Origin of the sequence: Klebsiella sp. K5-204 (assembly GCF_030128585.1) — a bacterium.
Taxonomy (GTDB): domain Bacteria; phylum Pseudomonadota; class Gammaproteobacteria; order Enterobacterales; family Enterobacteriaceae; genus Klebsiella; species Klebsiella quasipneumoniae.
On the sequence record NZ_JAKUZS010000024.1, the window covers coordinates 1 to 8,424 of the forward strand.

Genomic DNA, 8,424 nt, shown 5'->3' on the forward strand with positions numbered 1-8,424 from the left:
CTTTATTGTAGGTGGGCCAGTTGGTGATTTTGAACTTTTGCTTTGCCACGGAACGGTCTGCGTTGTCGGGAAGATACGTGATCTGATCCTTCAACTCAGCAAAAGTTCGATTTATTCAACAAAGCCGGGGAAACGGGTACACAGTAGTTATATTAATAATTCGCTAATCCCTTTGTTATGCAGAAAGGCTGGTATACCTGAGCAGGATGCCAGAGGTAAGATCACCAGCCATCGGGCAAGAGCCACTATAGCCAGTCAGCTTTACAACGCCAGGGAACCACTTGATATTTTTGAGCTACAGAAATGGTTGGGGCATTCTTCACCAGAATCCACCCGACATTATGTCGAAATTACACCGACGAGGTTGGCTGGATCACTGGATAAAGCAGGTTACTTTGAACGTAATCGCCGCATGGTTTCAGTTCTCATTGATCAAGACGCGATAGCTGAAGGGCTGGTAGAATCCGGGAAGCCATGGCGTTATTATGATCTTGGACACGGTTTCTGTACTTATGACTTTTTTGAGCAATGCCCCCATCGGATGGCATGTGCAAAATGCTCATTTTATATGCCAAAATCTTCATCTGAAGCACAATACTTGGGAGGTCGCCAGAATCTACTCAAGCTGATGCAGGAAATCCCTTTGACTGATGACGAACAAGCCGCTGTAGAAAACGATATACAGGCAGTGGACAAACTTTTGAATAAACTCACTGGGGTCGCAACCCCGGGAAATAAGAGAAAGTAATAAAATAGCTCAGCATTAATTTCAACACCCCAGGGGTAATAAATGAAATTTATTACCCCTGGGGTGTATTGGAATGTACTAAACCATCCAGACTATTCTTTTTTTTCCGAATTTTTCGCATCATTATTAGTCGAGCTTCGAGTTTTTTCAATACCCCAGACAGCCTTTGCAACTTCCTCGATTTTTGCGACAAATTTATCGACGTTAAAACCAGCAATAAATGCCAGCGCAAAGAAACCCATTTCACTAGCTCCTACATTGGAACTAGACTCCAAAACTAACAACCCCGCCTTAAGGAATAAATAACTGATAGCACCTGCGATTGTACTGGTCAGTGGTCGAATGAAATACCATACATGCCAATCTGGATCCCATTGTTTTCTAATGCATTTATTGAGGTAAATTGCACGAAAACAATATAAACAACCACCTATATAGGCAATTGCTCCGCACATCAGTGGCACCCTTAATGGTGCGTAAGGTGTTGGTAACCATCCTAGAGACATAGCCCCAATAGCGTATGTTGCCATACATAACAAAATAAAAAGATAGATAATAATGATTACAATCATCCATTCTTTATTCCGTTTGTTAACATCATTCGCATTCATATAAATCTTCCCTTAATAGGTTTTAGACTCGTCTATTCTGAGCATGATGATCTGCTGTTTGTCATCTATTGAACCATCACTATTCACATCCAAATTTAATCGACGATTAAGATAATATAATTGCGCTTTACGTATGTGGATTTTCGCTTCTCCTTTTACCATTTGATAATCATGTTCAATAGATAGTCGTTTATTCGTATCGTAGTTAGGGTTTGGACCTATTACCACGTCAATAAATGTATTCCAGTCCACATCTTGTGGAATTGATGTCGGTGGGGAAACAAATTCAACGATTTTAAAAAACCTACCAAGAACAAAATCTTTAAACATTGTAGACTTAAAACAATAAGCACGAACATGCCACCGATGCCCATCATGTGCAAATGCTGTCGGGTATAGCGTACGAATTGCTGGTTCATTAGTCATTGAGCGATAATCAACAACCAAAGCCTGTTTTCTTTGCATGGCTCGAATTAAATCAATCAATATTTCAGGTTGTACTTTCCTAGCAGGGAGAGGAAGGCTGGCTACCGGGGGTACCCACCCAATGAAACTATCATCAGGATCCACTATTTCATTTTCTCGCCCAAGTAGTTCATTCAGGTAATGATTACTGTCAAAGCTTGCAAAAACAGGTTTGAAATCAGGAGTCGTAATGTAAGCCTTCTGAGTTCGATCATACACCATGTTGTTTGGCGCAACTTCTTGATATTTTGCCAAGTCTAATGAGGCTTGCGGAACTGAAATTCTGAAAAATGTCGTGAGATCTGCACGGTTAAGCCGACCTTCCCACAGTAGGCGAAAATCGATGAATTCAAGTCGTCTTTCTTGGCCCCAATGACCAGTTCTCACCGTTTTATCACTCATTTATCAATAATTTCCTGTACTTACAATTTAAGCCTAAAAAATATACGTATAATTACTAGACTAGAATAATTACTAGATGTATCTTAGCAGTAGATGCTCTTAACCTCAATCTTTCGTATCCCTAAAGGAGATGTCGATGGCAGCAAAAGTTACTTTTTTCCAAGTCGGCAACGGTGATATGACACTGGTACGTTTGGCCGACACCCGGGGCACATCCATTCTGACTGATGTACATATTCGCTCTGCCGCTGATAACCCCAATGATGACACACCTGATGTTGCCTCGGCGTTACGTAGCAGATTGAAGTATGATGAAAAAGATCGTCCCTTTATTGATGTTTTTATGCTCAGCCATCCCGATCAGGATCATTGCGGTGGTCTGCGTAAACATTTCTGGCTGGGCCGTCCTGAAGATTACCCAGATGACGACGTGAAACGTTCAGAAAAGCGTATCATTATTCGAGAATTGTGGTCATCACCATTGATTTTTCGGCGCCGTTCCAAAAGTCACACACTTTGCGAAGATGCTCAGGCATTTAATACAGAAGCACGGCGCCGAGTAAAATACTGGCGGGAACATGGTTATGCATTTAGCGGTAATCGAATCCTTATCATGGGTGAAGATATTAATGGCAAAACAGATGATCTGAGTGCCATTCTTATCAAAGCTGGAGATACATTCACCAGGATTGACGGGCAAATTTCAGATGTGTTCTCCGCACAGCTTCTGGCGCCCGCACCACATGAAGATGATGAATATTTGGAAGAAGCTCTTTCTAAAAACGAATCCAGTATCATCATGAACATGAAAATACTGCCCTCTGCATATTCCCGTAATCCTATGCACTTTCTATTAGGTGGAGACGCAGAAGTTCTCATCTGGGAGCGATTATGGGATCGTTACAAAAGCAATGCTGAGGCACTAGAATATGATCTTCTCCTCACACCGCATCATTGTTCATGGCATTCACTTTCCTATGATAGCTGGTCACAATGGGGGGAGAATGCTGAAATTTGTGATGCGGCCCGTAATGCTTTAGGTCAGGCTCGTTCCGGGGCAACAATTGTATCGAGTAGCAATCAGATACTTGATGATGATTATGATCCACCGTGCATCCGGGCTAAGCGTGAGTATGAGGATATTCTGGACAGTGTTGATGGTTGGTTTAGCTGTACGGGGGATCTTAAAGATACAGCGTTCCTTGAATTTGAAGTGGCTGGAGACGGGAAGTTAATACCCGCTATTGTTGGTGCTGTTTCAGCTGCGGCAAGTGCTGCTACGGCCGCCGCCCCCAGGGCAGGTGTATCAAACCAATGATCGAATATTTCGAATTGGGTGAGCGCCTCGATTCATCGGGGCGCGATAGCCTTTATCCACAAACGATTTCGCTGCTTAAAGCATGCGAGAATCATCCTTACGTCACAGTCAGAGAATTACGATTTTCTGAAATAAATGATAACCGCTCGGAATATCTAATCATTGATGCTGCTGATGGGACTGTGGCTTCTGGTAATCAAGCCCGTATTCGTCGTAAAGAACGATTGGCTATTGAGGTCAATCCCAAATCAAGCATACCTATTTTGGTTCATGCATTGCGGAAAGATTTCCCTGTTCTTTCTCACCAGCATGCTGGAGAACCTGGCTCACCACGAATTCTTTGCCTATATGAGGTCTCCTGGAGCGCAGTTGAGCGCAGCTGGACACCCGAGAGATTCCTTGAGCGCATTTTTTGGTGGCTTAGAGAATCGGCCGAACTGCATCTACATCGAGAAGATCAGCCACTTGAGCAACTTTTTTATTTGAGTCCCTATCAGCTCATTTTGCCAGCCAATTACCCCGATTATCATCACGCGACTGACAATAAGCTCAGTCTCCAGATGGTCAGTAAGGGGCGACCGATTATTTTAAGGGCTGTACCAGAACAAGATACCTCAAGCGTTAAGCCATTTCGCTTATTAATTATTGCGGTTCCTCCTGTCGATGTTTCTACGGTGGCTACATATCCGGATAATCTGGGAAAATTAGAAGAACAACTTAATGAATGGGGAAGTGAGCTCCTAAAACCACTAACTGACGCTGTTTATGAAGCAATACCAAGTGATGGTATCCGCCCAACGTCTGGTAAAGGAGAAGGCTTACTTATCCTGCTTTGGGTCCCCCGTCTAAGAAACGGAGAAACAGAACGTACGGATGTAATGGGCTATGTTGTGCAAAGTTCATTCGGTGAACTTGCCACTGCACTAGATATGCTGGCGCCAAAAAATGAGCGAGGAGTACAGCATCGCGTACGGCTTCTTGGCGGACCAATTAGTACCAAGTGGCGACAATTACCGCTTTTACCAGTTGAAATACGTTCGGCTATGAAGGCCACACATGCGAGAGACATATCTGCCGTTGATTCAGAGAGTGCAGCTTTTCGAGGTATTTTAGCTGGAGTTGGCGCTCTTGGTAGTACATTGGCTGATATTTGGATTCGAATGGGTTGGGGGACATGGACTTTTATTGATCCAGATCGGCTTCTTCCACATAATTTGTCTCGCCATATTGGGTTTGATTGTCATATTGGAGTCTCAAAACCCCATATTATTCAGCATATTGCCGAATCTATTTATCCGCATGAGCCCCTCCCTCAGGCGATCCATAAAAGTATTCTTGATGACGATGATGATATTGCCAAGGCAGTGAATGAGGCTGACTTAGTTGTGGATGTCAGCACCACCTTTGAGGTGCCGAGGACTCTAGCGTTAAAAGATGATATACCCAGAATAGTTAGTCTGTTTCTGACTCCATCAGGTCAGTCTAGCGTGATGTTAATGGAGGATATAGACAGACAATGCCGAATTGATGCAATTGAGGGGCAATACTATCGGGCAATTTTGAGCAGTGAGTGGGGAAGTACTCACCTACAGCACAATTATGGCGATCGTTGGGTCGGTGGTGGATGTCGGGATATTTCTGTACGTATGTCCAGTGAATGTATTCATGTTCATGCCGGTATCCTCTCACGCCAACTTCGCCAGACTGCACTCAAAGGAGATGCTCGATTGTGTATCTGGGTATCTGATGAAATTTCAGGCGCGATGGATGCACATGAAATTGAACTCCATTCCGTGGTATCTATAATTTCTGGCGAATGGGTTGTTAAATATGACCAGGGCTTAGCGCAAAAATTGCAGCACACTCGTTTACAGGCACTGCCTAATGAAACAGGAGGTGCAATTGTTGGCATAACAGATTTTAAGAACAAAACGATTATTCTGGTTGACGTGTTCCCTGAACCTATCGACAGTAAATCCTCTCCAGCCTCCTTTGTCCGGGGAGAAGCGGGACAACAAGAAGCATTAGAACGGGTTCACCAGTTGACCGCTCGTGTTGTCGATTATGTTGGCGAATGGCACTCCCATCCTCAAGGTTTTTCAGCAAAAGCCAGTAATGAAGATGATAATTTAATCAAAAAATTACATCAGAAAATGCGTGTGGAGGGTTTACCTGCCGTGATGCTGATTGTTGCGGAAAACGATATCAATATTGTAGTCAGATAAAATTTTCCTCATCAGCGCTACAACGTTACTTGCAATTCTACATAATAAACTGGCCAAAAAATTCGGCATTCCTATGGGTTTACCCTGGTTTAAGTTGCGTGAGCAGCGCTTCCCGGAGCCCGTGATTGCCTTCTCCAGTAACTACGAGCTGTATGCCAGCATGAGCGCCAGAGTACATTTCTGCCTGGAGGAATTATCATCCCGTGTCGAAGAGTATTCCATCGATGAGTCTTTTATTTGGGCTGGTGGGATTGATAACTGCATGACGTTTGAGGAATACGGACATCAGCTAAGGGATCATGTTTTCCGCTGCACTGGACTGACGATAGGGGTAGGCCTGGCCCCTACAAAAACCCTTACTAAAGCCTGCCAGTATTCCAGTAAGACCTGGCCCCAGTTCGGAGGGGTACTCGCACTGACTGCAGGCCAGCGTAATCGGATAGATAAGATGCTTTCTCTGATGCCGGTAGAGGAGGTGTGGGGGGTTGGTGGACGAACCACAAGTAAGCTTCATGCAATGGGCATAACCACTGCGCTGGAGCTGGCTCGTACTAACCCTGCATTCATAAGACGAAACTTCACCGTAGTTCTTGAACGAACAGTGAGGGAACTACGGGGGGAAAGTTGTATCGACCTGGAGGATGCCCCGCCACCAAAACAACAGATCATATGCAGCAGGAGCTTTGGGCAGCGTATAACAACGCATGAATCCATGCGGCAGGCAATTTGCCAGTATGCTGAACGTGCTGCGGAAAAATTGCGCCAGGAACGTCAGTACTGCGGTCAGGTATCAGTTTTCATAAAAACCTCGCCTTTTTCAAAACATGAACCCTATTACAGCAAAGTCTCCAGCGAATAGCTCTGCATTCCATCACGTGATACGCGGGACATTATCGCGGCGGCGGGCCGGGCTCTGGATAAAATCTGGAAAGAAGGACATAACTATGCAAAGGCGGGTGTCATGCTCAACGATTTCCGTCCCTGCGGAGTTACCCAGCTATCGTTATTTGATGAAGGTAGGTCGTATGCAAACAGTGACGCGCTCATGAACGTACTGGATACGATAAACAACTCAGGCAAAGGTAAAGTATGGTTTGCCGGTCGGGGCATCGCACCGGCGTGGTCAATGAAGAGAGATATGCTCTCTCCAGCCTATACTACGAGGTGGGACTCGATACCGATCGCTACACTCTGAGGTATCGCAATCAGGAAAAATGCCTTCCGTCTGCTGGTGGTTGATATTTGCTCTGGTGTTACCATTTGGGTATAATGTAATGACCAAATGGAGGTTTGCTATGAAAACTTTTAGTTTGTCCTCAAGTCCAGCCAGACCACAGCGCCTCTGGCAGGTTGCCGGGTTAAATAATGCTGATGGTGTAGCGCTCCTGGGCCAAATCAATGAAGGCCTGGACGGGAAGGTGGTGAACCGGATCACTGACTGGGCCAGAATAACCCAGAATGACCTGAGAAAAATGTCCGGTATCCCGTCAACCACATTTAGCCGCAGTGTGAAGGCACGTTTTAACCCGGAACAAAGTGAACGTCTGGTACGGATTATCCGCGTTATTGATCGGGCGGTAGATTTGTTTGAAGGCGACAGGGAAGCCGCACAGAAGTGGTTGAACGAACCTAACCGGGCATTGAGCTGGAAAGTGCCAGCAGACCTGATGGCATCCGAAACTGGAGCCTATGAGGTCATTAAGCTGATTACGCGTCTGGAGCATGGGGTGTACTCGTGATCCTCTACAGGCTGACGAAAACAAAGTATCTTTCTACGGCCTGGACCGGATATGGTGCGAAAGAGGCTGGTGGGCGCTGGAATAGCGTGGGGGTGTCAATGGTATATGTCTCCGAAACAGCATCACTAACGATGCTGGAGACGCTGGTACACCTGCATGCGGCACAGATAATGGACTCTTTCACGCTACTGAGTATCGATGTGCCTGATGAACTGATCCAAAGCGCAAACATGGATGAATTACCGGACAACTGGGCTGATGAGGATGCGCCTCAGGAACTGGCTGATTACGGAGATGCCTGGTCATTTACCAGGAGCTCGGTTGCACTGCGTGTTCCCTCAGCCTTATCGCCGGTAGAGTTCAATTATCTGTTAAATCCTGAGCACCCTGAGTTTTACGGGATCGTGCAGAAGGCTCAACAGATACCGTTCCGGTTTGATAGTCGTCTTAAACCTGACAGGAAGTGAAGCAAAGGAGGAGAGGGCGTTGTCATGATGCCTGGCGCTCCTGTCCGGTGTCACGGCTTTGTTGAATAAATCGAACTTTTGCTGAGTTGAAGGATCAGATCACGCATCCTCCCGACAACACAGACCATTCCGTGGCAAAGCAAAAGTTCAGAATCACCAACTGGTCCACCTACAACAAAGCTCTCATCAACCGTGGCTCCCTCACTTTCTGGCTGGATGATGAGGCGATTCAGGCCTGGTATGAGTCGGCAACGCCTTCATCACGAGGAAGGCCCCAGCGCTATTCTGATCTCGCCATCACCACCGTTCTGGTGATTAAACGCGTATTCCGGCTGACCCTGCGGGCTGCGCAGGGTTTTATTGATTCCATTTTTGCCCTGATGAACGTTCCGTTGCGCTGCCCGGATTACACCAGTGTCAGTAAGCGGGCAAAGTCGGTTAATGTCAGT

Annotated in this window: 9 protein-coding genes and 1 pseudogene; 7 read left to right on the forward strand and 3 right to left on the reverse strand. The window is 45.7% G+C overall.

Annotated features, from left to right (window positions below; translation table 11 throughout):
• A partial coding sequence (locus MKR05_RS26520; protein ID WP_223807718.1) for a hypothetical protein occupies nt 1-94 on the reverse strand: 94 nt, incomplete at its 3' end.
• Between the two features lie 78 nt (nt 95-172).
• Between MKR05_RS26520 and MKR05_RS26525 the strand changes: the two genes are divergently transcribed.
• Entirely contained in the window at nt 173-748 is a 576-nt protein-coding gene (locus MKR05_RS26525) for a tyrosine-type recombinase/integrase (RefSeq protein ID WP_284123267.1), read from the forward strand.
• Between the two features lie 92 nt (nt 749-840).
• On the opposite strand, the gene MKR05_RS26530 is transcribed toward MKR05_RS26525, so the two are convergent.
• Nucleotides 841-1,359, reverse strand: a complete 519-nt coding sequence (locus MKR05_RS26530; protein WP_012541817.1) for a hypothetical protein — start codon at nt 1,357-1,359, stop codon at nt 841-843.
• Nucleotides 1,360-1,371: 12 nt separating this feature from the next.
• Nucleotides 1,372-2,226, reverse strand: a complete 855-nt coding sequence (locus MKR05_RS26535) for a WYL domain-containing protein (RefSeq protein WP_012541818.1) — start codon at nt 2,224-2,226, stop codon at nt 1,372-1,374.
• Nucleotides 2,227-2,362: 136 nt separating this feature from the next.
• Here MKR05_RS26535 and MKR05_RS26540 point away from each other — a divergent pair, with 136 nt between their 5' ends.
• The 6 genes and pseudogenes from MKR05_RS26540 to MKR05_RS26565 all read left to right on the forward strand — a co-directional run.
• Nucleotides 2,363-3,544 carry a hypothetical protein gene (locus MKR05_RS26540; protein ID WP_023287181.1) on the forward strand — a complete coding sequence of 394 codons (1,182 nt, stop codon included), beginning with the start codon at nt 2,363-2,365 and terminating at the stop codon, nt 3,542-3,544.
• Nucleotides 3,541-5,769 carry a ThiF family adenylyltransferase gene (locus tag MKR05_RS26545; RefSeq protein WP_023287182.1) on the forward strand — a complete coding sequence of 743 codons (2,229 nt, stop codon included), beginning with the start codon at nt 3,541-3,543 and terminating at the stop codon, nt 5,767-5,769. Before MKR05_RS26540 ends, MKR05_RS26545 begins: the two co-directional genes overlap by 4 nt.
• A 49-nt stretch (nt 5,770-5,818) precedes the next feature.
• Nucleotides 5,819-6,964, forward strand: a pseudogene (umuC, locus tag MKR05_RS26550) (translesion error-prone DNA polymerase V subunit UmuC); the annotation flags it as partial.
• A 100-nt stretch (nt 6,965-7,064) separates the two neighbouring features.
• Nucleotides 7,065-7,508, forward strand: a complete 444-nt coding sequence (locus MKR05_RS26555; protein WP_023287184.1) for an antitoxin Xre/MbcA/ParS toxin-binding domain-containing protein — start codon at nt 7,065-7,067, stop codon at nt 7,506-7,508.
• Nucleotides 7,505-7,975 carry an RES family NAD+ phosphorylase gene (locus MKR05_RS26560; RefSeq protein ID WP_004144067.1) on the forward strand — a complete coding sequence of 157 codons (471 nt, stop codon included), beginning with the start codon at nt 7,505-7,507 and terminating at the stop codon, nt 7,973-7,975. The genes MKR05_RS26555 and MKR05_RS26560 overlap by 4 nt, the downstream gene beginning before the upstream one ends.
• An 86-nt stretch (nt 7,976-8,061) precedes the next feature.
• On the forward strand, nt 8,062-8,424 hold a 363-nt coding region (locus MKR05_RS26565), incomplete at its 3' end, for an IS5/IS1182 family transposase (RefSeq protein WP_032266894.1).